Here is a 24746-nt window from a genome sequence, read left to right as displayed (position 1 = left end):
TCAGGAGCCGAGCGAGGAGAGGATGTCGCGGCGCAGCGTCACGCGAGCCGGATCGTCGAAGGCCGCACGGTCGCGGGGACGCGGCACGTCGCGTACGGCGGACACGCGGCCGGAGCCGAGCAGGGCCACGCGGTCGCCGAGGAAGAGGGCCTCGTCCACGTCGTGCGTGACGAACACGACCGTCGCTCCCGTGCCCCGCAACACCTCCACCAGCAGGTCCTGCATGCCGGAGCGGGTCTGGGCGTCGAGGGCGCCGAAGGGCTCGTCCATGAGGACGGCGCGCGGACTGTCGGCCAAGGCGCGGGCCAACTGGGCGCGCTGGCGCTGCCCGCCGGACACCCGGTGCGGCAACTGCCCGGCCTGCACGCTGAGCCCGACCCGCGCCAGCCACGATCCGGCCCGGGAACGCCGCTCCGCGCGCGGTACGCCCCTGATGGCCAGCGGGAGTTCGACGTTTCCGCGCAAGGTGCGCCAGGGCAGCAGCGCGTCCTCCTGGAAGACGAGCGCGCGATCGGCCGACGGCCCGGTCACCGGGCTGCCGTCCGCCTCCACCGTGCCGCCCAGCGGCGGCAACAACCCGGCGAGCGTACGCAGCAGCGTGGACTTGCCGCAGCCGGAGGGGCCGACGACGGTGAGAATCTCGCCGGGGGCGACCTCCAGGTCGACGCCGCCGAGGACCGGAGCGTCCGGGCGGCCGAGCACGCCGCCGCGGAAGGCGAGCCGGGTGCCGCGCACGGTCTGTGGTGCCGGCGGGGCGGGAGCGGTGACGGTCTCAGACGAGGTGCTCATCGCGGGCCTCCTCGGTGCGGTTCTGGCCCTGCTGCTCGGGTTGGGCCTGATGCTCGGCATCGCCTTCGGGGCGAGCGGGGGCGGTGAACGGCCGGGGCGCTCGGGTGCGGCCTCCGGGGACGTAGGAGGTGCGGGGCAGCCAGCGGGTCAGCCGGCGGCCGAGGAGTTCCACGGCCGTCGAGGTGATCCAGCCGAGCACGCCGATCGTGACCATGCCGACGAAGACACCCGGGTAGTCGAGCACCGTGTAGTCCTGCCAGGTGCGGTAGCCGACCCCGTACTGACCGGAGATCATCTCGGCGGAGATCACACAGATCCACGACACGCCGATGCCGACGGACAATCCGCCGAAGATGCCGGGCAGCGCACCCGGCAGGACGACCGAGCGCAGAATCCGGAACCGGCCGCCACCCATCGTGCGCACCGCCTCCTCCCAGACCGGGGTCAGCGCGCGGACCGCGTGCCGGGTGGAGACCATCACCGGGAAGAAGGCGGCGGTGCAGGTGATGAAGACGATGCCCTGCTCGTTCGAGGGGAACAGGAGAATCGCGACCGGGACGAGCGCGATGGCCGGGATCGGACGGACGACCTCCAGCAGCGGCCCGAGCACGTCCTCGGCCAGACGGGAGCGCGCCACGAGCACGCCCGTCGCCACGCCGAGGACGGCCGCCAGCAGAAAGCCGGTCAGGATGCGGGTGAGGCTGTCGGTGAGGTCGGTCCAATAATCGCCCCCGGCGACCCGGCCGGCGAAGGCGTGGGCCACGTCGGTGACCGTCGGGAACTGCGAGAAGCGCAGCCACAGGTCGACGTCCAGGCTGGTCAGCAGCTGCCACAGACCGAGGGCGGCGGCCGGCGACGCGATCCGCAGCGCATACCGGGACAGGGGCCGCCGGTTCATGAGGCGCGCTCCAGAGCCTCGCGGTACGAGACCGTACGGGCACCGCTGTGGCCGGACACGTAGGCCTGCGCGGTTTCCGGTGCGACGAAGGGCAGCAGCTTGTCGCCGTCGGCCACCCAGACCGCTTTGTCGACGAACCAGAGGGTGCCGGTGGTGGCGTCGGGCACGTAGGCGGCGCGAATGCCGTCCCGGTGTGCGGCCAGGTGGGCCAGCAGGTCCTTCGGGGACTTGTAGGAGACGGTCTTCTCGCTGCCCTTGGCCCACACCTCGCTCGCGGCCGGTGGGGGCGACGCGGTGAGCCGCTCGGTGTACGACGTGCCGAGGGCCTTCTTCACGTACTGGTCGTCGACGAAGGAGTCCACGTCGATGTCACCGGTCAGCTTGGCGGCCTTCAGCACGGACACGTCCTGCTTCAGAGCGGAGACGAGCCGGGGTGTGATGGCGGGGTTGAAGGTGGAAATGCCGTGGGCGCCGTTGTAGAGGTAGACGACCTCGGCGGGCAGGCCGGTGGCCTCGGCGACCTTCTCGGCCGCGGTGACGGGATGGTCGTCGAGGTAGTCCGTCGCCTGGGCCTGGGCCTTCAGGAAGGCTTCGAGGACGGCCGGGTGCTGCTGGGCGAAGTCCTCGCGGGCGGTGACGCCGTGGAACGTCGGCAGGTTCAGCTGGGCGCCGTCGTACAGGGCCTTCGCCTTGCCCTGGTAGGCGAGGAGGCCCGGCCACGCGACGAACTGCGACAACGCGTCCACGCTGCCTGCGGACAATGCGGAGGCCCCCACCGCTGGCTGCTGGTTGAGCTTGGAGATTCCCTTGTCGGGGTCGATGCCGGCGCGTTGCAGAGCCCGTACGAGGGTGCCGTCGGCGGCTGAGCCGACGCTCGTGGAGACCTTCTTGCCCTTCAGGTCCTTCAGGGACGTGAGCCGGGAGTCCGGTGCGGTGACGACGGTGTTCAGGCCGCCGCGCAGGTTGTAGCCGGTGACCGACACCAGATGGGTGGGGCGGCCGAGCTGTTTGCCGCGGGCCGCGTTGAGCAGCAGCGGGAAGTCGCCCATCGAACCGATGTCGATCTTCCCTGCGGTCATCTGGGCGGTGATCGGGGCGCCGGTGGCGTAGTCCTGCCATTCGACCTTGTAGGTGTGGCCGTCGTGCAGGGAATCGAGCTGCTTCTCGAAGTATGCGAGGGAGCGCAGCAGGGTTCCCGCGGTGACGGTGTTGATGGTCTTGGACTGGTACCCGATGGTCACGGTGACCGTGGAGCCGCTGCCCGCCTCGGCGCTGCCGCCGCAGCCGGACAGGGGGAGCAGGAGCGTGACGGCGGACAGGGCGACTGCCGTGCGTTTCATGGTGGTTGTACCTCTCACCGGAGCAGGTAGGGCATGTTGACCGTGACGGCCCCGGTGGGGCAGCGTGCCGCGCACGGGCCGCAGTACCAGCACTCGTCGACGTGCATGTAGGCCTTGCCGCTGCTCTCGTCGATGGCGAGGGAGTCCAGCGGGCACATGTCCACGCAGAGGGTGCAGCCGTCGATGCACTTCGACTCGTCGATGGTCACGGGCACGTCGGCCCGCTGGGGCGCCAAGGGCATGGCTGTCTCCAGGAAACGTGCAGGCAGGGATGTGTGCGGCGGTTGTGCTACGACCGGTGGAGCAGGCCGCTCATGGTGATGCGGTCGCCGCGGAAGCGGATGAACTCCAGGTCGACGGGGCGGCCGTCGGCGAGGTGCGTGAGGCGTTCCAGCATCAGCACGGCTGTGCCGCGCGGGGCCTGGAGCACGGCGGCGGAGTGGGCGTCCGCGTTCAGTGCTTCCAGGGTGATCTCGGCATGGCCGAGTGGCTGGCCGGTGATGGCTTCCAGGAGCCGGAAGACATCGGTGTTCTCCAGGTCGGCGTCGAGCAGGGCGGTGCCGATGTCGAGCGGGATGTAGGTCAGGTCGAGAGAGAGCGGGAGACCGTTCAGGCGGCGCAGGCGTTCGATGCAGAGGACGTCGGCGCCGGCGGGGACGCGGAGGCGTTCGGCCACCGGGGCGGGTGCGGGGGCGGGGCCCATGGTGCGGACCTCGTTGGTGACGCGGCCGTGTTCGCGGAGGGTTTCCGCGAGGCCCATCAGACGGTCGAGCCCGTGCGGGTATTTACGGGCGACGACGACGGTGCCGACTCCGGGCAGCCGGTCCACCAGTCCTTCGGCCCGGAGCAGGTCCAGGGCTTGGCGGACGGTGTTGCGGGAGGTTCGGTAGTCGGTGGCGAGGGTCGACTCGTGGGGGAGGTTGCGGTCCTGGAAGGCGCCGGTGAGGATCTGGCGGCGCAGCAGGTCGGCGAGCTGCCGGGCCCGGTCCGCACGCAGCCGGCGCCGCGCGCGGTGGGCGGCGACGGTGGTCGCGGCGCCCTGCCCGGCGTGGTCTCGGAGGCGGTCGGTGGCTGGCATGGCCGGAACCATACCCAACGGGTAGGGAATTAGGTGTTGCTGAAGTGTTGCGCCAGGTGAACGCTTCCGGATCAGCTCTCTGAGCTGGGGTTTTTCTGCTGGCTGGGCAAGATCTGCCACCCGGCGGGCTGGTCAGGACAGTGCCGTCAGGCCCGGTGCGAAGGTGATCAGCAGGGGTAGCAACGGCACCAGTGCGGCCACCGTCGTCGTCAGGGCCCGGTGCCGGCGCATCAGCCGCGGCGGTGGTTCCAGCAGGCGGTCCACGCGTTCGCCGAGCAGGCGGCGGCTGGAGTCGCAGGACAGGACGCCCCGGTGCTGGTTCAGTTCGATCAGCGCCAGGGCCGTGGTGAGGTGTCCGCAGCGCCGGGACGCGGTGTCGTCGGCGGCCAGCTCGACCAGGCGGTGCGTCTGGTCGCAGAAGTGGGCGAAGAGCGGCACGTGCGGGAAGCCCGTGGCGAGTGCGGTGGACAGGTGCAGCAGCCAGTCGTGGTGGGCGCGGGCGTGCCCGCGTTCGTGGGTGAGGACGGCGTCCAGCTGGTGGTCGGTGAGCCGCTGCAGCGCCCCCGTGGTGACGACCAGCTGCGGCGGGTGTCCCGGCATCCACCAGGCGTCTGGGTACTCGTCCTCCAGCACCAGCATCGGCCCGCGCGCAGCCGGCAGCCCGGCCGGCAGGTCGGGGGCGCGCTCGCGCAGGTGCGCCCGGGCCTGGCCCCGGCTGCGGCGGGCCTCGACCAGTTCCCGGGCCAGCATCGCCGTCGTCCAGGCGGCCCCGCAGGCCAGCAGCACGGTGAGCACGGCGGCCCACACCGGCGCCGCGGACAGGTCGTACGCGGCGGTGACGACGGGCGGCGCGGGTGCGAACACCCGGTCTCGGACGGTGTGGAAGACGGCCGCCGTGCCCAGGACCAGTGCGGTGAGGCAGCACAGCAGGACAGTGGCGACCAGGCACTGCCACACCCACAGCCCGACCACGGGTTCCCGCTCGGGCCAGGCGGCCCGGGTCAGCGCGCGCGGCGCCGGCACGGCCGCCGTCAGGGCGACGACGCTCAGCAGGAGCAGGCAGACGGTCATGCCGGGGCTCCGGTTCCTGGTCGGAGAGTTGCGGGTGGGGTGGTGCGTGGTGCCGGGCGCGCGGCGGTGCGTCGCGCGTGGTGCGTGTCCTTGTCAGTATGACGAAGACGGGCGGTCCGAGTCAGGGGTCGGCGACGATCCGGCCGGGCCGACGGCACGCGCGCGTACACCGGTTCGCCGCGCCCCGGCCGTCCCTCTGGCCACCGGCCCGAGTGGATCCTCGTCGGTCACTCCGCGGGAGGCCCGCCACCGGGGAAGGCCGTGCCCGGCGCCGCGCGTTCGACGGGTGCCGGTCCGTGCGGGCGCCACGCGCGCGCCCGCACGGACCGGCTGCAGATCGGTGGGACCCGGTATCGGCCCCGCCGCCGCTCAGCCGGCCAGGACCCGTCCGCTGACCTCTCCGAGGCCCACCCGGCGTCCGTCCGCGCCGGGCGCCCACGCCGTCAGGGTCACCACGTCCCCGTCCTCCAGGAAGGTCCGCTTGCCGTCCGGAAGTTCGAGGGGGTCGCGGCCGTTCCAGCTCAGTTCCAGCAGGGAGCCGCGCTGGTTCTCGGCGGGGCCGCTGACCGTGCCCGAGCCGTAGAGGTCGCCGGTGCGCAGCGAGGCGCCGTTGACGGTCATGTGGGCGAGTTGCTGGGCCGCGGTCCAGTACATGGTGGAGAACGGCGGCTCGGAGACCACGTGGCCGTTGAGCGCGACGGAGATGCGCAGGTCGTACCCGGCGGGTTCGAGGCCGGGTGCCGAGTCGTCCAGGTAGGGGTGGAGCGGGTGGGTGCGCTCCGGCGGTGCCACGCGCGCGTGTTCCAGCGCCTCCAGCGGGGTGATCCATGCCGACACCGAGGTGGCGAAGGACTTGGCGAGGAAGGGGCCGAGGGGGACGTACTCCCAGGCCTGGAGGTCCCGTGCGGACCAGTCGTTGAGCAGGCTCAGCCCGAAGACGTGCTCCCGGAAGTCACCGAGGGGGACCGGACGGCCCAGCTCGGAGGGCACGCCCACGACGAAGCCGACCTCGGCCTCGATGTCCAGTCGGATCGACGGGCCGAAGACGGGTGCCGGGTCGTTCGGGCCCTTGCGCTGCCCGGAGGGCCGTACGACGTCCGTGCCCGAGACGATCACGGTGCCGGCGCGGCCGTGGTAACCGATGGGGAGGTGCTTCCAGTTCGGGGTGAGGGAGTCCTCGGCGTTCGGACGGAAGATCCGGCCGGCGTTGCGGGCGTGGTGCTCGGAGGCGTAGAAGTCGACGTAGTCCGCCACCTCGAAGGGCAGGTGCAGCGTCACCTCGGACAGCGGGTGGAACAGGGGCTCGACGGTGGCACGGTGGGCGGGGTCCGTGACCCAGGAGGTGATGTCACGGCGCACGTCCGACCAGGTGGCGCGGCCGGCGGCCATGAGCGGGTTGAGCGTGGGCCGGGCGAGCAGCGCCTGGTGGGGGGAGCCGAGCGCCGCGGCTGCGGCGCCCGCGTCGAGGACGTGCTCACCGAGACGGACGCCGACCCTCCGTTCCGTGCCGCCGGAGGGCGAGAACACGCCATAGGGGAGGTTGTGCGGACCGAAGGGGTCGCCCTCGGGGACGTCGAAGGGGGGCATGGGGTGCTGCCTCACTCTCATCGGGCCATGCATGGCGATGCGTTCCATGTGGTCGCGCCACACGTTACGGCCGACATGCGTGTCTTGGGCAGCACCTGGAGAAGTGCTCGAAACGTTGCTCGCACAGTGTCTAAAGAGTTCGCAATGTCCGGATAAGCCTTGTGGGAGGCGGCAATTCCGGCTTAGCGTCCTTTGGGGACACGGACGGGGTGGGTCCGTTCCACTTTGGGGGACACGTGGGGGGACCCGTGGCCGGAAACGCCGTCAGCGTGCCTGTGAAAGCCGATCGGGACGTGCCCGGGCTGATCGTCAAGTTCGGCGATTATCCGTTGCACCACGGAGGCGTCGGCGCGATCCGCAGTCTGGGCCGCCTGGGCGTGCCCATGTACGCCATCACCGAGGACCCCTACACACCGGCGGCCTCTTCCCGGTACCTGAAGAAGGCGTTCGTGTGGCCGACGACCGGCGCGGAGGACCCGGACCACCTGGTCGAGGGCCTGCTGCGCATCGGCCGCCGGATCGGCCGCCCGGCCGTTCTCATCCCGACGGACGAGGAGGCCGCCGTCCTGATCGCCGAGCACCAGGGCGCCCTGGCCGGACCCTTCCTGTTCCCGCGCGTGGAGCCGGCGCTGCCCCGCCGGCTGGCCAGCAAGCAGGGGCTGCACGAAATGTGTACGGAGCACGGCATCGCGAGCCCCACGGCCGCGTTCCCGGAGTCGTACGACGACATCGTCGCCTTCGCCGACACGGCATTCTTCCCGGTGGTGGCCAAGAACCGTGAGGCGTTCGTCCGCCGCAGCAGGCCCGCCGTGAACGGCACTACGAGGATCGGCACGCGCGAGGGACTGCTCACCCTGGCCCGCGACTGGGGCGACGACCCCGGCGTGATCCTCCAGGAGTACCTGCCGCGTGACCAGGCCGAGGACTGGATCGTGCACGCCTGCTTCGACCAGGACTCCAGCCCGCTCACGCTGTTCACCGGCGTCAAGGTCCGCTCCTGGCCGCCGCACGCCGGCATGACGGCGAACGCGTACGTCGTCGACAACCCGGAACTCGCCGACCTCGCCGCACGTTTCATCAAGCAGATCGGCTTCAGCGGCATCATCGACCTCGACCTGCGCTTCGACCGGCGCGACGGACAGTACAAGCTCCTCGACTTCAACCCGCGCATGGGCGCCCAGTTCCGCCTCTTCGAGAACGAGTCGGGCGTGGACGTCGTGCGTGCCATGCACCTGCATCTGACCGGCCGCCCTGTACCGGAGGGGGAACAGCGCGCCGGCCACCGTTACATCGTGGAGAACATCGACCTCCCGGCCCTCCTCGCCTACCGCCGCAGCGGTTACACGACCCCGCACGCGCCGGTGAAGGCGAGCGGGACCGAGCTGGCCTGGCTGGCGGGTGACGACCCGCTGCCGTTCGTCACGATGCTCGCCCGCTTCGTGCGCCCGGGCGCGAAGCACCTGTATCAGCTGTGGCGGACCAGCCGCCGCGGCAGCAGCACCTCCACGAAGTAGGCAAGGCCACGAGGGTGGCGCATCGCGTCCTGGGGAGGGACTTCGTGATTCGACCGGTTGCAGTCATCGGGGCCGGGCCGTTCGGCCTGTCCACCGCTGCCCATCTGCGGGCGCGGGGCATTCCCGTCCGTGTCTTCGGCGACCCCATGGTCAGCTGGCGTGACCACATGCCCGAGGGCATGCTCCTGAAGTCGACGCCCGCCGCCTCGAACCTCGACTGCCCGCAGCCCGGCCACACCCTCGTCGACTACTGCGACGCGGCCGGGATCCGCCGCCTGGTGACCGACGAGGACATCGTCCCGGTGGAGACCTTCATCGCCTACGGGGAGTGGTTCCAGCAGAAGCTGGTCCCCGACCTGGAGCAGGTGCGGGTGGTCTCGGTCGACCGGGACGCCGGTGGCGGCTTCGAACTCAAACTGGACTCGGGAGAGTTGCTCACCGCGCGCGCGGTCGTCGTCGCCACCGGTCTGTCGGGCCTCGCCCACCTTCCGGCGGAGCTGGCGGGAGCGGCGGCCGACGGGCCCGCGCCGAGCGCCCCGGTCTCGCACAGCTCCCAGCACCACGACCTGGGCCGTTTCGCCGGCAAGGAGCTGATCGTCATCGGCGCCGGTCAGTCCGCGCTGGAGACGGCGGCGCTCGCGGCCGAGGCGGGTGCACGCGTGCGCGTGGTCGCGCGCGGGCGCGGCCGGGTCGCCTTCGGCGCCCCGCCCTGGCACCAGCCGACGTACCGCCCGGAGTCCCCGTTCGGCCGTGCCTGGTCGCTGTGGGCGCTCAGCTACTACCCGCACCCGTACCGCTTCCTGCCCGGGACCATTCGCCACTACCTGGTCCGCCGGGTTCTCGGCCCGCTCGGCGCCTGGTGGCTGCGCGAGCGCTTCGAGAGCAGCGTGCAGGTGCAGGACGTCGAGCGGGTGGTGGGAGCCGAGGTCCGGGACGGAAGCCCTGTGCTGACCGTCCGCACCCACGCCGGTCGGACCGAGCGGCTCACCGCCGACCACGTGATCGCCGCCACCGGCTACCGCGTCGACATCGCGGCGATGGACTTCCTCGGCCATGAGTTGCGCACCCGGCTCGCGGTCAGCCGCGGCACGCCGAAGCTCGGCCCCGGCTACGTCTCCTCGGTGCCCGGCCTGTATTTCACCGGCCTGCCGGCGGCGTCCTCGTACGGCCCGGTGATGCGCTTCGTCTGCGGTACGGAGTTCGCCTCCCCGCGCCTGGCGAAGCACCTGGCGTCGGCCCACGGCTGAGACCCGGACGGGGCTGTCCTGCACTCCTGTAGAGGAGCCCGCGAGTACCACCTGGGACTGATCGTCCAAGGCCCGGCTCCGGCCGGTCGTCCGGAACTGACCAGCCGGAACAGGACAGTTGGGGCCGGTCAGCACGTAAGTGCGTGCAACGACGGGTGAGTCGGCGGGGCGCGGTGTCCGTATTCTCTGATCATGGCACCCACCCCCGCACATGCCCTGATCGCCACCGACCTGGACGGGACGCTGCTGCGCGGCGACGACACGGTCTCGGACCGCTCGCTCGCCGCGCTCGCGCGGGTGGTGCGGGCCGGTGCCCGGCATCTGGTGGTCACCGGCCGCCCGGCCCCGCGGGTGCGGCCGCTGCTCGCGGACCTCGGCTGCACGGGGCTCGCGGTGTGCGGGCAGGGTGCGCAGGTCTACGACGCCCGGACCAACCGTCTGCTGTGGTCGGTGCGGCTGGACCGGGAGCTGGCCGAGACCGCGCTCGGCAAGATCGAGGCGGAGGTGGGGCAGGTCTACGCGGCGGTCGACCAGGACGGCGTGGACGGCCTGACGCTCATCGAGCCGGGCTACCGGATGCCCCATCCGACGCTTCCCGCGCTGCGGGTCGGCCGACGGGACGACCTGTGGTGCGAGCCCATCAGCAAGGTGCTGTTGCGGCACCCCGGCCTGTCGGACGACGAGTTGGCGGCCGTGGCGCGGTCGGTGGTGGGCTCGCTGGCGACGGTCACCATGTCGGGGCCGGGGACCGTGGAACTCCAGCCGAGCGGGGTGACCAAGGCCACGGGCCTGGCGCTGGCCGCCGAGCGGCTGGGCATCCATCCCGAACGGGCCCTCGCCTTCGGCGACATGCCCAACGACATCCCGATGTTCGACTGGGCCGGACACGGCGTCGCCATGGCCAACGGGCACGTCGAACTCAAGGCGGTCGCCGACGAGGTCACCTTGTCGAACGAGGACGACGGCGTCGCCGTCGTCCTCGAAAGACTGTTCCCGACCGACTGACCGGGATATCAGTAACGCCCGCTGCGGGTCCGGTCAGTAGGCGCCGAACACGTTGTCGATCGAGCCGTACCGGTCGGCCGCGTAGTTGCAGGCGGCGGTGATGTTCGCGACCGGGTCGTAGATGTCGAACGACGTACCGGCCACGTGGTAGGCGTTGAACGTCGGGTCGATGACCTGGAGCAGACCCTTGGAGGGGATGCCCTTGGCCGCGTTGGAGTCCCAGAGGTTGATGGCCGCGGGGTTGCCCGAGGACTCCCGGATGATGTTGCGGTAGATGCCGTTGTAGGTGCCCGGGATGCCCTTCTCGGCCATGATCGCGAGCGACTCGCGGATCCAGCCGTCGAGGTTGTTCGGGTAGCCGGCGAGGGTGGTGGAGGCCGTCGTGGTGTCGGCCGCCGAGGCGCTGGTCGCGCCGATGACCGGCAGGGCGAGTACGGCGGCGCCGGTGCCGATGGCGGCGAAGGCGCGCAGGAGGCGGCTGTTCCGGGTACGGCAGGGCTGAGCGGCAGCGGGCATGGGGGGTTCCTCTCCGGCGCCTGCGAGGTGAGCTGTCGGGTTCGGGCGGGGAGGTGCCCGGCCGTGCCGGGGGAAGGCACGACTTAACCCCTGGCCGTTCCGATCGGCGTGTGCCGTTCGGGTTGGCGGCTTACCTGGTTCCCCCGCTCCTGCCGTACGAATGAGTTCGTCGATGGGTTACGCGGGCGGCGGCAGGATTCGGCGTCCGCCCGACGGCCCGGAACGTATGCGAGAGCACATGTCGGGAACAAGTACTGGATTCGTACAACGTGCCATTTGACCTTGATCTACGCCGTTTGGGCTGCTTGATCCTTTGCGGTTGCCAATCCTCAACTCGCCAGCAGGAGAAGGGCTCGACGGGGTCCGGGCGGACAGGGTGGGCCGGAGGGGCGCGTGACCCAATTCACGAAATAGCAAATTACTTCAAATCAGACATGAGGGATTCGGGGGATTCAGGCCTGAAGTCGGGCTCGTGGTGGAACCTCGGATGAGGTACGCCTCGTTGTCGTACCGAGAGATGGCCGAAAGGAGGCGTTAGGAGAGGCTTCCAGGTCACGACATGGCGCAAGAATTACGGTTAAGTCAATAAATGTCCGTTCTTACCATCTGATCGCAACTATGCCCGGCCGTGCGTCGATACCGCCCAGGCTGGACCGGTGGGCGCTATCGGTGATCGAAAGAGGACCGGATACGCTGACTTGAGTGAGGGCAGCGACCTATCGACAAACCGTGTAATCGCCAGCAGACACCAGCAGACAGGAGACCCCTCGTGACCGTCGTCGGGCCGTTCGGGCTGAGCGTGCGGGACCAGGCTCTGGAAGCCGATGTCCAGGCCGGATTGACGGCTGTCGAGGAAGGCTTGCTCGAGGCCACCAAGAGCGAGGTCCCGTTCATCACGGAGGCCGCGCAGCACCTCGTACGGGCCGGCGGGAAGAGGTTCCGGCCGCTGCTCGTGATGCTCGCGGCCCAGTTCGGCGACCCCTACGCCCCGGGCGTCGTGCCGTCGGCCGTGGTCGTGGAGCTGACACATCTGGCCACGCTGTACCACGACGACGTCATGGACGAAGCCGCCGTACGGCGCGGGGTGGAGAGCGCCAACACGCGCTGGGGCAACTCCGTCGCGGTCCTCACCGGCGATTTCCTCTTCGCCCGCGCCTCCCAGATCCTCGCCGACCTCGGCCCCGAGGCGGTCCGGGTGCAGGCCCTCGCGTTCGAACGGCTGGTGACCGGCCAGATCCTGGAGACCGCGGGTCCCACGGACGGCCGTGACCCGGTCGAGCACTACCTGGACGTGCTCGGCGGCAAGACGGGCTCCCTGGTGGCGGTGTCCTGCCGGTTCGGCGCGATGATGTCCGGCGCCGACGAGACGGTGGTCGACGTGCTCACCCAGTACGGGGAGCGGCTCGGGGTCGCCTTCCAGCTCGCCGACGACGTCCTGGACATCGCCTCCGACTCCCACGAGTCCGGCAAGACCCCGGGCACCGACCTGCGCGAGGGCATCCCCACCCTCCCCGTGCTCCGGCTGCGCGAGCAGGCCGCCCGCCTCGGACTGCCCGCGGACGTCGCACTGTGCGAGCTGCTGGACTCCGACCTCAGCGACGACACCCGGCACGCCGAGGCACTGGCCGCGCTGCGCGCGCACCCCGCCCTGGAGCAGGCCCGTCGGGACACCGTGCGGTACGCGGAGGAGGCGCGGGCCGCGCTGGCCCCGCTGCGGGAGTGCGATGCCAAGGCGGCGCTCATGGAGCTGTGCGACGCGGTGGTGCACCGGGCCGGCTGACCAGGCCGGTCACCCGTACGGGCGGCGCTCTCCGGCACGACCCCTACGGGTCGGGGGAGACGCCGCCTTCGTGTGTCATACCGCAGGCGTACATGCAGTTGGCTCCGAGGTCTGACGCTTCTTCACGGCTGATTTGGTGAGATGGAAACCACGGAAATCACCACTCCTCACCGATTCGGGTGAGAATGGCGGCTCAGGTGTACCAGCGTGAGGACAGCCGCCGCCGACGACGGAGGTAAGGCACACATGGCACCGTACGAATCCGACGACGCAGTGGGCGCCGCGCGAGAGGACGCCGCGCGGGACGCTGCCCCGCGCTCCGGCCGGCGCGCGGCCGCCCGGTACGCCGTACCGGTCGCGGTGGTGGGGGTGGCGGCGGCCACGATCGGGCTGGTCCCGGCGCTCGCCGACTCCGGTGACCCCGACCTGCCGAAGATCAGCGCACAGCAGCTCATCGAGAAGATCGCCAAGTCGGACGTGCAGCAGCTGTCCGGCACCGTGAAGATCAGCACCGACCTCGGCCTGCCGGACCTCGGCGGCCTGGAGAACAGCCTGGCGTCCGGGGCGGCCCAGGGCGACGACGGCTCCTCCGCGGACCCGACGTCCAAGCTTACCGAGCTGGTCTCCGGCACCCACACCCTGCGCGTCGCCACCGACGGCCCGGACCGGCAGAAACTGTCGCTCCTGGAGAGCGGCGCGGAGTACAGCCTGATCCACAACGGCAAGGACGTCTGGGGCTACGACAGCAAGAGCAACGAGGTCTACCACGGAACCGCGGCCGCCTCCGGCAAGGACCACCAGGCCGAGCCGCCGGCCACGCCCGAGGACTTCGCCGACGAGGCCCTGAAGTCGGTGGACGACACCACGTCCGTCACCGTCGACGGCACCGCCCAGGTCGCCGGGCGCGACGCCTACAAGCTGCTGATCAAGCCCAGGCAGTCCGGCACCACGGTCGGTGCGATCAGCATCGCCGTGGACGCGAAGACCGGCATGCCGCTGAAGTTCACGCTGACCCCGAAGAGCGGCGGCGCCGCCGTGCTCGACGCCGGCTTCACCCAGGTGTCCTTCGCCAGGCCTGCCGGCTCCACGTTCGACTTCACCCCGCCCAAGGGCGCGAAGGTCACCGAGGAGAAGGACGAGGCGAAGGCCCGCGAGCACGGCCCGAAGTCCGGCAAGGACTTCGCCCAGGGCCTGGAGGGGCTGAACGTCCTCGGCGAGGGCTGGACGTCCATAGCCACCTTCGACACCGGAGCCGAGGGCGGCCTGCCCACCGGCTCCCAGGGCGGTGACCTCGGCGGCTTCCTCGGCTCGCTCGGCGACCAGGTCTCCGGGAAGTTCGGCAAGGGCATGGTCTTCTCCACCCGCCTGGTCAACGCCCTGATCACCGACGACGGCAAGGTCTACGCCGGCGCGGTGACCAAGGACGCCCTCGTGAAGGCGGCCGACGCGGGGAAGTAACCCATCCGGGCACGAGGAATCGAGGGGAACCGATGGACGAACCGTCCGCCGCGGATCGTGAGCAGGGGGAGGCGCCGAAGCGTGCGCCCACGGCCGCGGCGGAACGGGAGTCCGAGTCCGTGGCGGAGCGGGATTCGGCGGGCCTGGCAGGGCGGGAGGCCGCGGGCGTGCCGAGGCGGGAGTCCGCGGGCGCGCCGGAGCCCGACCCGGCCGCGGCGCAGGCGAGCGTCATCGCCACGCGCGGTCTCACCAAGCGCTACCGCGGCGGACAGCTCGCCGTGGACGGTCTCGACCTGACCGTCCCGGCGGGCAGCGTCTTCGGCTTCCTCGGCCCCAACGGCTCCGGCAAGACCACCACCATCCGCATGCTGATGGGCCTGATCGAGCCGACCGCGGGCACGGTCCGGGTGCTGGGCCGCCCCATGCCCCGTGCGGCCCGTACGGTCCTTCCCCAGGTCGGCGCGCTCATCGAGGGACCCGCCCTGTACGGCTTCCTCACCGACCGGGACAACCTGCTGCGCTACGACGCCGCCGACCCGACCGCCGACCCGCGCACCCGGCACGCCCGCGTCGCGGCGGCACTGGACCGGGTCGGCCTCGCAGCCGCCGCCGGCAAGAAGGCGAGGGCGTACTCGCTCGGCATGAAACAGCGCCTGGGCCTGGCCGCCGCGCTGCTCCGGCCACGCCGGCTGCTCGTCCTGGACGAGCCCACCAACGGCCTCGACCCCCAGGGCATGCGGGAGATCCGCTCCCTGATCAGGGAGCTGGCCGCCGACGGCACGACGGTCTTCCTCTCCTCCCACCTCCTCGACGAGATCGAGCAGGTCTGCACCCATGCGGCGGTCATGGCGCAGGGCCGGCTCGTCACCCAGGGCGCGGTGAGCGACCTGGCGGCCGGCGTGCGCGGCCGGCTGGTGGTGACCACCCCGGACGCGGCGGAGGCGGCCCGGGTGCTGAAGGAACAGGGCGTCGGGGACGTGACCGCCGACGGCGACCGGGTGAGCGGCGAGCCGCCCGCGCGGGACCTCGCCGAGGTGACCGAGGCCCTGGTCACCGCGGGTGTCCGCGTCCGGGGCCTCACCGTGGAACGGGCCTCGCTGGAGGACGCGTTCGTGGCGCTGACCGGGGAGGGCTTCGATGTCGCGGGCTGACGTGGCCCGGACGGGCACCGTGCGCCGGCCGAGTCCCCTGTGGCCATTCGGGTTGCTGCGCAGCGAGCTGGTCACGACCGTCCGCCGCTGGCGCACCCTCGCCCTGCTCGGCGTGCTGGCCGCGGTGCCGGTGCTGGTCGGGATCGCGGTGAAGATCGAGACGCGGGGCGGCGGACCGGTGGGCGGCGGGAACGGCGAGGGCCCGGCATTCATCGCGCAGATCACCAACAACGGGCTGTTCCTGGTGTTCACGGCGCTGGCCGCGACCCTGCCGTTCTTCCTGCCGATGGCGGTCGGCGTCGTCGCGGGCGACGCCATCGCCGGGGAGGCGGGCGCCGGCACCCTGCGCTATCTGCTGGTCGCCCCGGCCGGCCGCACCCGGCTGCTGCTCACCAAGTACGCGACCGTGATGGCCTTCTGCCTGCTCGCCACCCTGGTCGTCGCCGTCTCCGCGCTGGCCGTCGGCGCGCTGCTCTTCCCGACGGGCGAGCTGACGACGATCTCCGGCACCCGGATCAGCTTCGCCGAGGGGCTCGGCCGGGCCCTGCTGATCGCGCTGGTCGTCGCGGCCTCACTCGTGGGCGTGGCGGCGCTCGGCCTGTTCGTGTCGACCCTCACCAACAGCGGCATCGCGGCGATGGCGACCACGGTCGGCCTGCTGATCACCGTGCAGATCGTCGACCAGATACCCCAGCTGCACGCGCTGCAGCCGTATCTGTTCCCGCACTACTGGCTGTCCTTCGCCGACCTGATGCGTGACCCCGTCTACTGGGACGACCTGGTGCGGAATCTGGGCCTCCAGGCGCTGTACGCGGCCGTGTTCGGCTCGGCGGCCTGGGCCGGGTTCACAGCGAAGGACATCAGCACGTAGGGCCTGCGGGGGGCCGGGGCCTTTCTTCCGGATCCCGCCGGAGCCCAAGGAAGGCCCTAGGCGGCAGGAGTCTGGTAGGGGAAGCGGGCGAGGGGTGCGTCCTGGGCGAAGAACGTCTTCGCGCGCGTCAGCGCCGCGGTGTCCTCGAGTACGTCACCGGGCGCGCTGCCGTTGCCCAGCAGCACCCCGCCGAAGCGCATCCCCAGGTAGGCGGCGGAGTTGTTGAGCGTGCCGGCGTAGGGGTCGGCGACCGACGGCTCGGCGTCCGCCAGTGCGGCGATGCCCCAGAGCGTGCGGCCGGCCATCGTCGCCTTGAAGTCGACGCCGGGGGTGCGCAGCCAGGCCGACCAGTGGTCCAGGTAGCGCTTGGTGTGGCTGGACACCGAGTACCAGTACAGCGGCGAGGCGATCACCAGGTCCGTCGCCGCGAGCGTGGCGTCCAGCAGCCGGCCGACGGGGGTGTCCGGCGACGGCCGCACATGGTCGCTGTCGTGCCGCAGGTCCGCGAAGTCGGGCAGGGGATGGTCGGCGAGGTGGATCCAGCGCTGTTCGACGTCGCCGGGCAGCTGCTCGGCGGCCCTGCGGGCCAGTAGTTCGGTGTTGCCCTCGGCGCGGGCGCTGCCCAGGACGAAGAGGAAGCGGCGGCTCATGGATCCCCCAGGTGCGGTTCTTGTCGTACTACGAATAAAGGCGTGTGCATTTTATGCATACGCAATCAACTTTGGCCAGGGTGCGGCTGGTGCGAGGCTGTGACGTCGCGGTGACGCGGAAACCGCAGGGAACCGACAGACTGGTGTGCAGGACGCGTACGACCGGATCGCGACGCCGGGGGAGTGAGGGACACCGATGGCTCGACTGAGCTTCGAGAAGAGGCGCGTGCAGCAGCCCGTGGCGCATCCGGCGGTGGTGCAGGTCCGGGTGTTCGGCACGGGTGGCGCGTCGGTGGGCGGGACGCGTGTCGTCGCGGCACCGGGTGAGGAGATCCAGCAGGCCGTACTGAATCACCTCCAGCGCTTGGCCATCAGCATCGGCGTCCCCGTACGCGCCACGATCCACGACGACCGCTCGGGATGCGTGGTTCCCCTGGAGATCTCGGCGGACGGCTCCAGCCGGGTGACGGGCGAGCCGGTCCGGGTGACCACTCCGCAGCCGCAGCCGAACGTGCAGTCCGTGGCCGTGGCGTCGGGGATCGTGCAGGCTCCGACCGGGCAGTTCGGGCCGGCGCCGGTGATGGACGCCCCGGTGACGGACCTGCCTGCGGCGAACGGGCCCTTGGCGGGCACCCCCGCGGCGGACGCACGCGCTGTGGACACGCCCGTCCCGAACAGGCCCGTGAGGGACGCACCCGCGGCGGACGCGCCTGTTCCGGTCGAGCCCGTAAGGGGCATGCCCCACGGGCAGCTCGCGGACCCCGAGCCGCCCGTGTCCGAGGCGCCCGTCGCCCCGGCTCCCGTCGGCACCCTGCCCTCGGAGCCGTCCGCTTCCACCCACACCCCGGCCCGCGGGTTCGACGCGGTCGCCGAGGAGGTGCTCGGGGACGGGCCGTTGACCGAGACCGCCGAGGGGGCGGAGCTGCTCACCGAGCCGATGACCCGTATCAACGAGGCCGTGCGGGCGGGCCGTATCGACGCGGCGACGGAGCTGGCCGACCGTACGCTCACCGAGGCGTCCACCGTGCTCGGACCGCACCACGCCGAGGTGCTCCATCTGCGCGAACTGTCCGCCTACATCGCCTACTTGGCAGGTGACCCGGTGCGCGCCTTCCACCTGTCCCTGGACCTCGCCCGGCAGCGCCGCCAGGCGCAGGACGGGGAGGCCGCCTACGGCAACGTGCAGAGCGCGGCGACCGCCTGGCGCGCGGTACGCGACCCCGAGGAGGGGCTGCGGCTGGGCCAGGACCTGATCGACCTGTGGACGGACCTCACCGCCGAGCCCGGCCCCGCCGCCGACGACCCGCGCCCCCTGGAGTCGGCCCGCGCCCGCATGCTCCGCCTGACCGACCGCGCGGCCCGCGCCGGCCGGCCATGACCCGCAGACGCCGCCGCCTGCCTGCTGCCTGCAGAATGCGCCTGCTGCACTCAGAACCCGCCTAGTGCGTGCGGCACAGGCCCATTACGGGTAGAACGCGACTCCGGTACGCAGGGCTCGTCCAGCGCGCGCAGGACCTGCCCAGCGCACTTAGGACCTGCCCAGCGCACTTAGGACCTGCCCAGCGCAGGCAGAACCTGGTGCACGCGGAACCCGCCTAGTGCACGCAGAACTCATTGCCCTCCGGGTCCGTCATCAGCACCCACTGGCCGGAGGGCTCCTTCATCTCCCGCACCACCTGCGCGCCCAGCGCCTGAAGCCGGGCCACCTCGTCCGCGCGCCGGTCCGGGCCGGGATGGAGGTCGAGATGGAGCCGGTTCTTGACGGTCTTCGGTTCCGGTACGCGCTGGAACAGCAGCCGTCGTCCGAGGCCGGTGCCGCTCTCGGGGTCGTACGGGTCGTCGGGATGCCGTACGGCGATCAGGTCGCGGAAGGCGGGCCGCCCGTGGTACTCGACGGTGGCCTCCCCGGGCAGCGCGCCGAGGGACAGCAGCCGTTCGACGAGGGCGCTGTTGTCCTCGGGCGTGTAGTGCAGCGCGGCGGCCCAGAAGTCGGCCTGGCCGTGCGGGTCGGCCGCGTCGATGACGAGCTTCCAGTGCAGCGGGGTGGGCGCCTGTGTGGTCATGGCCCACTTATAACCGGAAGCCTCGGGCGGAGGAGGGTGTTCCGTGGCGGTCAGGCGTCCGCCGGAGCCGAGGCGGGGGCCTCGGCGCGGGTGTCGGCCGGGGCCTCGGTGCGGGCCGCCGGCAGGGTGAGTCGCCGCGGCCGCCGAGCGAAGCGCAGGGCGTCGCCGGTGAGCAGGAGCAGGGCCAGCCAGACCAGCGCGAACCCGGCCCACCGCTCGGGCGGCATGGCCTCGTGGAAGTAGAGGACGCCGAGCAGGAACTGGAAGAGCGGGGCCAGGTACTGGAGCAGGCCCAGCGTCGACAGGGGGACCCGTATCGCCGCCGCGCCGAAGCAGACCAGGGGGAGGGCGGTGACGATGCCGGTGGAGGCGAGCAGGGCGGCATGTCCGGTGCCCTCGTTGACGAAACTTGCGTCGCCGTGCGCGGTCAGCCACAGCAGGAAGCCGAGCGCCGGGAAGAACTGGATCGCGGTCTCGGCGGCCAGCGACTCCACGCCACCGAGGGCGACCTTCTTCTTCACCAGCCCGTAGGTGGCGAAGGAGAAGGCGAGGGAGAGGGAGATCCACGGCGGGCGGCCGTAGCCGACGGTCAGGACGATGACGGCGGCGAAGCCTGTGCCGACCGCCGCCCACTGCACGGGCCGCAGCCGTTCCTTGAGGAGCAGTACGCCGATCGCGATGGTGACCAGAGGGTTGATGAAGTAGCCGAGTGAGGCCTCGACGACGTGGCCGGAGTTCACGGCCCAGATGTAGACGCCCCAGTTCAGGGTGATGACGGTGGCCGCCAGGGTGACGAGGCCGAGCCGCCGGGGCTGGCGCAGCAGCTCGGCGGCCCAGTCCCAGCGGCGTACGAAGAGCAGCGCCCCGGCGACGAACACCAGGGACCACACCATGCGGTGGGCCAGGATCTCCACCGCGCCGGCCGGCTTGAGCAGGGGCCAGAACAGCGGGACCAGCCCCCACATCCCGTAGGCGGCGAAGCCGTTCAGCAGGCCTGTGCGGTGCTCGCTCCTGGACGTCCCGGCCACGGCCCCTCCTTCTCACCCGCGCATCCGGCGTGGACGCATGGGAATGAAGGTAGCGCCGGACCCCCCTGGCTGTCATGGCCGTATCGCCATACGGTCATGACAGTCAGGATTGCCGGGACGTGTCAGCCCTTGACCGCGGCGGCGACGGCCTCGGCCAGCGGGGTGGTCGGACGGCCGGCCAGGCGGGACAGGTCGCCGGAGGTGATCACCAGCTCGCCCTTCTCGATCGAGGTGTCCACGCCGGCCAGGATCGCGGCGAGCGGCTCGGGCAGCCCGGCGCCGGTCAGGATGCCGGTGAGGGCGTCGACCGAGACCGCGTTGTGGACGATCTCCTTGCCGGTCTGCCGGCTCAGCTCGGCCGCGTACTCGGCGAAGCTCCAGGCTTCGTCGCCGCCCAGCTCGTACGTGGTGTTCTCGTGCCCCTCGCCGGTCAGCACCGCGACCGCGGCGGCGGCGTAGTCGGCGCGGGAGGCCGAGGAGACCCGCCCGTCGCCGGCGGCGCTCACGACCGCGTTGTGCTCCAGGACCGGGGCCAGGTTCTCGGTGTAGTTCTCGTGGTACCAGCCGTTGCGCAGCAGGCTGTAGGGGAGACCGGAGGCGAGCAGCACCTCCTCGGTGGACCGGTGGTCGTCCGCGAGTGCGGCCGTGAGTCCGCCGGGGGCGCTGGTGTAGGCGAGCAGTGCCACGCCGGCCGCCTTGGCCGCCTCGATGACGACCGTGTGCTGCTGCACTCGGCCCTTGTCGAACTCGTTGCCGGAGATCAGCAGGACCCTGTCGCCGGCGGCGAACAGGCCGTCGAAGGTCCCGGGCTCGTTGTAGTCGGCGACGGCCACTTTCACGCCGCGGGAGGCGAAGCCGGCGGCCTTCGCCTCGTCACGCACGACGGCGGTGACCTGCTCCGCCGGAACCTTCTCCAGCAGTTGCTCCACGACGTGCCGGCCGAGGTGTCCGGTGGCTCCGGTGACGACGATGCTCATGAGGTGTAACTCCTTGTGGGATGCCTTGATGACACTCACCGTAGGAGCGGCACTGTTGATACGAAAGTACCCACTTTGAAGTAAGGTACTGGCATGTTGGTAAGCGGTAAGGCGGCGGATGGCGAGGCGATGTGCCCGCACCGCCTGGTCCTGGAGCACGTCACCAGCCGCTGGGGTGTCCTCGTCCTCATCACACTGCTGGAGCGCCCGTACCGGTTCAGCGAACTGCGCCGGGCGGTCAGCGGCTACGGCGGCGGCCGGGGGGTCAGCGAGAAGATGCTCACCCAGACACTCCAGACCCTGGAGCGCGACGGCATGGTCCACCGGGACGCCAAGCCGGTCATCCCGCCCCGCGTGGACTACTCGCTCACCTCGCTCGGCCGCGAGGCGGCGGAGCAGGTCCGGGGCCTCGCCCGGTGGACGGACGAGCGCATGGCCGAGGTGGAGCGGGCCCGCCGGGCGTACGACGAGGCCCGGGAAATCCAGTCCCGGGCCTCGTGATCCAGCAGCGGTGATCCAGCAGGAAGATCAGCCGACGACCGTCCAGGTGTCGCCGCCGGCGAGCAGCGCCGCGAGGTCTCCCTTGCCGTGCTGTTCGATGGCGGTGTCGAGCTGGTCGGACATCTGGGTGTCGTAGACCGGCCGCTCGACGGAGCGGAACACGCCGATCGGGGTGTGGTGCAGGGTGTCCGGATCGGCGAGCCGCGACAGGGCGAAGGCGGTGGTGGGGGACGCGGAGTGCGCGTCGTGCACCAGGACGTCCGCCTCGTTCTCCGGCGTCACCGTGACCACCTTCAGGTCGCCGGTCTGCCGGTCGCGTACGACACCTCTCGCCCCGTCGGCCCCGAAGCGGATCGGCTGCCCGTGCTCCAGCCGGATCAGCGCCTCCTCGGCCTGCTGCTTGTCCTTCAGGGCGTCGAAGGCGCCGTCGTTGAAGATGTTGCAGTTCTGGTAGATCTCGACCAGGGCCGTGCCGGGGTGGTCCGCTGCCGCGCGCAGCACCTCGGTCAGGTGCTTGCGGTCGGAGTCGATCGTGCGCGCCACGAAGGACGCCTCCGCGCCGATCGCCAGCGACACCGGGTTGAAGGGAGCGTCCAGCGAGCCCATCGGCGTCGACTTGGTGATCTTGCCGACCTCGGAGGTCGGGGAGTACTGCCCCTTCGTCAGGCCGTAGATCCGGTTGTTGAACAGCAGGATCTTCAGGTTGACGTTGCGGCGCAGGGCGTGGATGAGGTGGTTGCCGCCGATGGACAGGGCGTCGCCGTCACCGGTGACCACCCACACGCTCAGGTCGCGGCGGGAGGCGGCCAGGCCCGTCGCGATGGCCGGGGCGCGGCCGTGGATCGAGTGCATCCCGTAGGTGTTCATGTAGTACGGGAAGCGGGAGGAGCAGCCGATGCCGGAGACGAAGACGATGTTCTCCCTGGCCAGGCCCAGCTCCGGCATGAAGCCCTGCACGGCCGCGAGGATCGCGTAGTCACCGCAGCCCGGGCACCAGCGCACCTCCTGGTCCGACTTGAAGTCCTTCATCGACTGCTTGGCCTCCGCCTTGGGGACCAGCTGCAGCAGCCCGTTGCCGGCGTCACTCATCGATGGCCTCCTTCAGCGCCGCGGCGAGCTGTTCCGCCTTGAACGGCATGCCGTTGACCTGGTTGTAGGAGTGGGCGTCGACCAGGTACTTCGCCCGGATCAGGGTGGCGAGCTGCCCGAGGTTCATCTCGGGGATGACCACCTTGTCGTAGCCCTTCAGGACCGTGCCGAGATTGCGCGGGAAGGGGTTGAGGTGGCGCAGGTGGGCCTGGGCGATCGACTCACCGGCAGCACGCAGCCGCCGTACCGCCGCCGTGATCGGCCCGTAGGTGGAACCCCAGCCGAGGACCAGGGTGCGCGCGCCGTGCGGGTCGTCGACCTCCACGTCGGGGACGTCGATGCCGTCGATCTTGGCCTGGCGGGTGCGGACCATGAAGTCGTGGTTGGCCGGGTCGTAGGAGATGTTGCCCGTGCCGTCCTGCTTCTCGATGCCGCCGATGCGGTGCTCCAGGCCCGGGGTGCCGGGGATGGCCCAGGGCCGGGCCAGGGTCTGCGGGTCCCGCTTGTAGGGCCAGAAGACCTCGGTGCCGTCCGCGAGCGTGTGGTTCGGTCCGGAGGCGAACTGCACCCGCAGGTCGGGCAGCTCGTCCAGGTCGGGGATGCGCCACGGCTCGGAGCCGTTGGCCAGGTAGCCGTCGGAGAGCAGCATCACCGGCGTGCGGTAGGTCAGCGCGATCCGGGCCGCCTCCAGGGCGGCGTCGAAACAGTCGGCCGGTGTCTTCGGCGCGACGATCGGCACCGGCGCCTCGCCGTTGCGCCCGTACATCGCCTGGAGCAGGTCCGCCTGCTCGGTCTTGGTCGGCAGACCGGTCGACGGGCCGCCGCGCTGGATGTCCACGACCAGCAGCGGAAGCTCCAGCGAGACCGCGAGGCCGATCGTCTCCGACTTCAGGGCCACGCCCGGACCGGACGTCGTGGTCACCGCGAGCGAGCCGCCGAACGCCGCGCCGAGCGCCGCGCCGATGCCGGCGATCTCGTCCTCGGCCTGGAAGGTGCGGACGCCGAAGTTCTTGTGCTTGCTCAGCTCGTGCAGGATGTCCGAGGCCGGCGTGATCGGGTACGACCCCAGGAACAGCGGCAGGTCCGCCTGCCGGGACGCGGAGACCAGGCCGTAGGCGAGGGCCAGGTTGCCGGAGATGTTCCGGTAGGTGCCGACGGGGAAGGCCTGGGCGGCCGGCGCGACCTCGTAGGAGACCGCGAAGTCCTCCGTCGTCTCCCCGAAGTTCCAGCCCGCCCGGAACGCCGCGATGTTGGCTTCCGCGATGTCCGGCTTCTTCGCGAACTTCGACTTCAGGAACTTCTCGGTGCCGTCGGTGGGCCGGTGGTACATCCACGACAGCAGGCCCAGGGCGAACATGTTCTTGCTGCGCTCGGCCTCCTTGCGGGAGAGCGAGAACTCCTTCAGCGCCTCGACCGTGAGGGTCGTCAGCGGCACCGGGTGGAGGCTGTAACCGTCGAGCGAACCGTCCTCCAGCGGGGAGGCGTCGTAGCCGACCTTCTGCAGGGCGCGCTTCGTGAACTCGTCGGTGTTGACGATGATCTCGGCACCGCGTGGCAGATCGCCGATGTTCGCCTTGAGGGCGGCGGGGTTCATCGCGACCAGGACGTTCGGCGCGTCCCCAGGGGTGAGGATGTCGTGGTCGGCGAAGTGGAGCTGGAAGGAAGAGACACCCGGCAGGGTGCCTGCGGGGGCGCGGATCTCTGCGGGGAAGTTGGGGAGAGTGGAGAGGTCGTTGCCGAAGGAAGCGGTCTCCGAGGTGAACCGGTCACCGGTGAGCTGCATACCGTCACCCGAGTCCCCCGCGAACCGGATGATCACCCGGTCCAGGCGCCGCACGTCCTTGGCGCCGCCCGGTTTGCGTTGCTCTCCCACGACGGTTCCGTCGGTCTGCTCCGCTGGGCTGCTGACCTGGCTGGTCACTGAACTGGACCTCCTTCGAGGCGGCTGTCCGGGGCGTGGTCGTCCCACGGACCATCCCAGGATCAACCCTACGTCGGTTAGGGTCGCCTTCCCGAGGTCATCCGAGGATTGGACGACATTTCGAGACGGCCTGTCGCGCTGGCTTCACATCATGTCCCGCAGCGCCGGAGCGCCGGTCGAGGCGCTCCCGCCGCGTTCCAGGTTCTCTCCCG

At 71.1% G+C, this 24746-nt stretch carries 23 protein-coding genes and 1 riboswitch; of the genes, 9 read left to right on the top strand and 14 right to left on the bottom strand.

Going from position 1 to position 24746, the window contains the following annotated elements:
• The 7 genes from ACZ4SF_RS08755 to fahA form a co-directional block, all read right to left on the bottom strand.
• Nucleotides 1-789, bottom strand: coding sequence for an ABC transporter ATP-binding protein (locus tag ACZ4SF_RS08755; protein WP_468380091.1), 789 nt, complete (start codon nt 787-789; stop codon nt 1-3).
• A complete protein-coding gene (locus ACZ4SF_RS08750; RefSeq protein ID WP_468380089.1) occupies nt 773-1687 on the bottom strand; it encodes an ABC transporter permease in 915 nt (304 codons plus the stop codon). The genes ACZ4SF_RS08755 and ACZ4SF_RS08750 overlap by 17 nt, the downstream gene beginning before the upstream one ends.
• A complete protein-coding gene (locus ACZ4SF_RS08745) occupies nt 1684-3027 on the bottom strand; it encodes an ABC transporter substrate-binding protein (RefSeq protein WP_468380086.1) in 1344 nt (447 codons plus the stop codon). Before ACZ4SF_RS08745 ends, ACZ4SF_RS08750 begins: the two co-directional genes overlap by 4 nt.
• 14 nt (nt 3028-3041) lie before the next feature.
• Nucleotides 3042-3269 (bottom strand): 4Fe-4S dicluster domain-containing protein, encoded by a 228-nt coding sequence (locus tag ACZ4SF_RS08740; protein WP_030347217.1) that lies wholly within the window; start codon nt 3267-3269, stop codon nt 3042-3044.
• Nucleotides 3270-3316: 47 nt separating this feature from the next.
• Nucleotides 3317-4105, bottom strand: a complete 789-nt coding sequence (locus tag ACZ4SF_RS08735; protein ID WP_468380083.1) for a GntR family transcriptional regulator — start codon at nt 4103-4105, stop codon at nt 3317-3319.
• A gap of 132 nt (nt 4106-4237) precedes the next feature.
• A complete protein-coding gene (locus tag ACZ4SF_RS08730; RefSeq protein ID WP_468380080.1) occupies nt 4238-5176 on the bottom strand; it encodes a M56 family metallopeptidase in 939 nt (312 codons plus the stop codon).
• A gap of 369 nt (nt 5177-5545) precedes the next feature.
• Nucleotides 5546-6763, bottom strand: a complete 1218-nt coding sequence (fahA, locus tag ACZ4SF_RS08725; RefSeq protein ID WP_468380077.1) for a fumarylacetoacetase — start codon at nt 6761-6763, stop codon at nt 5546-5548.
• A gap of 269 nt (nt 6764-7032) precedes the next feature.
• Between fahA and ACZ4SF_RS08720 the strand changes: the two genes are divergently transcribed.
• From ACZ4SF_RS08720 to ACZ4SF_RS08710, 3 genes are all read left to right on the top strand, one after another.
• The gene (locus ACZ4SF_RS08720; protein ID WP_468380074.1) at nt 7033-8277 is read left to right on the top strand and encodes a carboxylate--amine ligase; all 1245 of its coding nucleotides are present in this window, start codon (nt 7033-7035) and stop codon (nt 8275-8277) included.
• A 44-nt stretch (nt 8278-8321) separates the two neighbouring features.
• Nucleotides 8322-9524 (top strand): FAD-dependent oxidoreductase, encoded by a 1203-nt coding sequence (locus ACZ4SF_RS08715; protein WP_468380072.1) that lies wholly within the window; start codon nt 8322-8324, stop codon nt 9522-9524.
• 192 nt (nt 9525-9716) lie between these two features.
• Nucleotides 9717-10529 carry an HAD family hydrolase gene (locus ACZ4SF_RS08710; RefSeq protein ID WP_468380068.1) on the top strand — a complete coding sequence of 271 codons (813 nt, stop codon included), beginning with the start codon at nt 9717-9719 and terminating at the stop codon, nt 10527-10529.
• Between the two features lie 33 nt (nt 10530-10562).
• Here the strand turns inward: ACZ4SF_RS08710 and ACZ4SF_RS08705 are convergent, their stop codons facing one another.
• On the bottom strand, nt 10563-11045 hold the full coding sequence (locus tag ACZ4SF_RS08705; RefSeq protein ID WP_468380065.1) for a transglycosylase SLT domain-containing protein: 483 nt from the start codon (nt 11043-11045) through the stop codon (nt 10563-10565).
• A 4-nt stretch (nt 11046-11049) separates the two neighbouring features.
• Nucleotides 11050-11227: riboswitch (cyclic di-AMP (ydaO/yuaA leader) on the bottom strand.
• A gap of 587 nt (nt 11228-11814) precedes the next feature.
• On the opposite strand from ACZ4SF_RS08705, the gene ACZ4SF_RS08700 reads away from it, so the two are divergent.
• The 4 genes from ACZ4SF_RS08700 (at nt 11815) to ACZ4SF_RS08685 (ending at nt 16305) form a co-directional block, all read left to right on the top strand.
• Nucleotides 11815-12825: a polyprenyl synthetase family protein gene (locus ACZ4SF_RS08700; RefSeq protein ID WP_468380062.1), complete on the top strand. Its 1011-nt coding sequence runs from the start codon at nt 11815-11817 to the stop codon at nt 12823-12825.
• 246 nt (nt 12826-13071) lie between these two features.
• Nucleotides 13072-14283, top strand: coding sequence for a LolA family protein (locus ACZ4SF_RS08695; RefSeq protein WP_468380059.1), 1212 nt, complete (start codon nt 13072-13074; stop codon nt 14281-14283).
• A gap of 32 nt (nt 14284-14315) precedes the next feature.
• A complete protein-coding gene (locus tag ACZ4SF_RS08690) occupies nt 14316-15434 on the top strand; it encodes an ABC transporter ATP-binding protein (RefSeq protein ID WP_468380057.1) in 1119 nt (372 codons plus the stop codon).
• Complete coding sequence (locus ACZ4SF_RS08685) at nt 15421-16305, top strand: ABC transporter permease (RefSeq protein WP_468380054.1); 885 nt, start codon at nt 15421-15423, stop codon at nt 16303-16305. The genes ACZ4SF_RS08690 and ACZ4SF_RS08685 overlap by 14 nt, the downstream gene beginning before the upstream one ends.
• Before the next feature lie 56 nt (nt 16306-16361).
• On the opposite strand, the gene ACZ4SF_RS08680 is transcribed toward ACZ4SF_RS08685, so the two are convergent.
• Nucleotides 16362-16955, bottom strand: a complete 594-nt coding sequence (locus ACZ4SF_RS08680; protein ID WP_468380051.1) for a flavodoxin family protein — start codon at nt 16953-16955, stop codon at nt 16362-16364.
• Between the two features lie 196 nt (nt 16956-17151).
• On the opposite strand from ACZ4SF_RS08680, the gene ACZ4SF_RS08675 reads away from it, so the two are divergent.
• Nucleotides 17152-18333 carry a hypothetical protein gene (locus tag ACZ4SF_RS08675; protein ID WP_468380048.1) on the top strand — a complete coding sequence of 394 codons (1182 nt, stop codon included), beginning with the start codon at nt 17152-17154 and terminating at the stop codon, nt 18331-18333.
• 217 nt (nt 18334-18550) lie between these two features.
• Here ACZ4SF_RS08675 and ACZ4SF_RS08670 read toward each other — a convergent pair whose 3' ends face one another.
• The 3 genes from ACZ4SF_RS08670 to ACZ4SF_RS08660 form a co-directional block, all read right to left on the bottom strand.
• A complete protein-coding gene (locus ACZ4SF_RS08670; protein ID WP_468380046.1) occupies nt 18551-19018 on the bottom strand; it encodes a VOC family protein in 468 nt (155 codons plus the stop codon).
• A gap of 50 nt (nt 19019-19068) precedes the next feature.
• Nucleotides 19069-20046, bottom strand: coding sequence for an EamA family transporter RarD (rarD, locus tag ACZ4SF_RS08665; protein WP_468380043.1), 978 nt, complete (start codon nt 20044-20046; stop codon nt 19069-19071).
• A 122-nt stretch (nt 20047-20168) separates the two neighbouring features.
• Nucleotides 20169-21023: an SDR family oxidoreductase gene (locus tag ACZ4SF_RS08660; RefSeq protein ID WP_468380041.1), complete on the bottom strand. Its 855-nt coding sequence runs from the start codon at nt 21021-21023 to the stop codon at nt 20169-20171.
• 93 nt (nt 21024-21116) lie between these two features.
• On the opposite strand from ACZ4SF_RS08660, the gene ACZ4SF_RS08655 reads away from it, so the two are divergent.
• Entirely contained in the window at nt 21117-21524 is a 408-nt protein-coding gene (locus ACZ4SF_RS08655; RefSeq protein ID WP_468380038.1) for a winged helix-turn-helix transcriptional regulator, read from the top strand.
• 27 nt (nt 21525-21551) lie between these two features.
• Here the strand turns inward: ACZ4SF_RS08655 and ACZ4SF_RS08650 are convergent, their stop codons facing one another.
• Both ACZ4SF_RS08650 and ACZ4SF_RS08645 read right to left on the bottom strand, forming a co-directional pair.
• The gene (locus ACZ4SF_RS08650; RefSeq protein WP_468380036.1) at nt 21552-22613 is read right to left on the bottom strand and encodes a 2-oxoacid:ferredoxin oxidoreductase subunit beta; all 1062 of its coding nucleotides are present in this window, start codon (nt 22611-22613) and stop codon (nt 21552-21554) included.
• Nucleotides 22606-24534 (bottom strand): 2-oxoacid:acceptor oxidoreductase subunit alpha, encoded by a 1929-nt coding sequence (locus tag ACZ4SF_RS08645; protein ID WP_468380033.1) that lies wholly within the window; start codon nt 24532-24534, stop codon nt 22606-22608. Before ACZ4SF_RS08645 ends, ACZ4SF_RS08650 begins: the two co-directional genes overlap by 8 nt.
• Between the last annotated feature and the right edge of the window lie 212 nt (nt 24535-24746).

This window comes from Streptomyces sp. NPDC027663 (assembly GCF_055566415.1).
The sequence above is the reverse complement of the archived record's forward strand: the minus strand, read 5'-3'. Positions and strand labels throughout refer to the sequence as shown.